Here is a 1,783-nt window from a genome sequence, read left to right on the forward strand (position 1 = left end):
GGCGGGACGTTCGGCTGGAACACCTGACCGTTGGCCGGGGCCTTCAGGTTGACGAGGTAGTCGGTCACCAGGGTGTCCGCGCCGGCGCTGTCACCGAGGATGCAGTGGCCGAACGCGTCCACGCTGATCAGCCGCGCGTTGCCGAGCTGGCGGGCCATGCGCTTGGCGAACTCGTACTGCGTGGCCGGGTCGTAGTAGTTGCCCACGACGACGACCGGGTTCGGCGTGCGCTTGTTCCACGGGCCCGCCCAGCGGTCGGGGTGGGCCACCGGCCAGGTCGCGCACGTGAGCAGGTCGGACGCGGCCTGCTGGCGGCCGAACGTGGGCGACTCGCGCTCCCACGCCGCGGCGACCAGCGGGAACAGCCGCGGCAGGCGCAGGAACGGCTTGTCCGTGCAGTTGACGCCGTAGTAGGAGTCGTCGGACAGGTACTCGGTGTCGCCGGCGAGTCCGGCCCGCACGTCGGCCAGACCGTGCTTGTTCGCCAGCGGGGGCAGCAGCGCGACCTGCTCCTGCATGGAGAACGTGGTCGTGCCGGGGTGCAGCGCCGCGTAGATGCTCTGGAGCCACGCGGCCAGCGCCTTGAACCGGGTCGGCACGTACAGGTCGCTGGTGACGCGGCCGATGTAGCTCGCGTAGGTCACGACCTCCTTGGACGGCAGTGCGATCGACTGCGTGCGCAGGTGGTCGCGCACCTCGTCGAACTTCGCCCGCGGGTCGCCGTCGCTGTAGGCGCACTTGTCGCCGTCGGCGTCGCAGCGCTTCAGGAACGCGTCGAGCGAGATCTCGAAGCCCTTCGCACGCTGCCGGTCGTACTCCGCGCCGTTGGAGGTGCGCAGCGCCGGGTCGACGTTGCCGTCCAGCACCAGGGCGCGGGACTTCGACGGGAAGATGTTGGCGTAGGTCGCGCCGAGCAGCGTGCCGTAGGAGAAGCCGACGAACGTGAGCTGCCGGTCGCCCACGCCCTGCCGCAGCAGGTCGAGGTCACGCGCCACGTCCTCGGTCGACATGTGGTCCAGCAGCGGGCTCGCGGTGCGCGCGCACGCGTCGGTGTAGTCCTCGGTCGCGCCCATGGTGTCGCGGATCTCGGTGCGGGTGACCGGGATGGGCGACATGCGGCCGAAGACCTCGTCGGCCTCTTCGACGGTCTTGAAGCAGCGCAGCGGCGAGCTGCGGCCGACGCCGCGCGGGTCGAAGCCGATCAGGTCGAACCGGTTCATCACCTCGGGCTGGAAGAACGAGCTGCCGTAGGCGGAGTAGATCAGGCCGGCGCCGCCGGGGCCGCCGGGGTTGATGAACAGCGAGCCGATCCGGTGAGCCGGGTCCAGCGCCGGGCGCTTCATCAGCGCGATGGTGATCTTGGCGCCGTGCGGCTTGCGGTGGTCCAGCGGGACGGGGTGGTTGGCGCAGCTGACCTTGTCGCGCTGCGCGGCCGGGATCTCCTCCAGCACGTCCTGGGCGCAGGTGGACCACTGGATCGGCGTGCCCTGGGCCTGCTGGGCGTCTTGAGCTGTCTGCGCGTCCTGTGCGACGGCGGAGCCGGTTCCCACGAAGCCGGACACCGCCGTGCCGACGGCCAGCGCGAGGACCAACGCTCTGGTGCGGAGTTGCATGGGGTAGCGCTCCCTCGGTTCACTCGACGTCGCCCCTCAGTGACTCAGCGACGTCCCGGCGCGAGGCTTTCACTCGAACGTGTCCAGCAACACCCGCAGAACGGAGGGTTCGCACCCCCTAACCGCGAGAGTCCTACGTTCACGACGCGAGAGTCCTACGTCCAGAACAG

General features: G+C 70.1%; 1 protein-coding gene. It reads right to left on the reverse strand.

The genetic code is table 11. The features are described 5' to 3' along the window. A partial coding sequence (locus AB0G02_RS38270) for an alpha/beta hydrolase (RefSeq protein ID WP_360804827.1) occupies positions 1 to 1,613 on the reverse strand: 1,613 nt, incomplete at its 3' end. Between the last annotated feature and the right edge of the window lie 170 nt (positions 1,614 to 1,783).

This window comes from Actinosynnema sp. NPDC023658 (genome assembly GCF_040639995.1).
Lineage (GTDB): Bacteria > Actinomycetota > Actinomycetes > Mycobacteriales > Pseudonocardiaceae > Actinosynnema.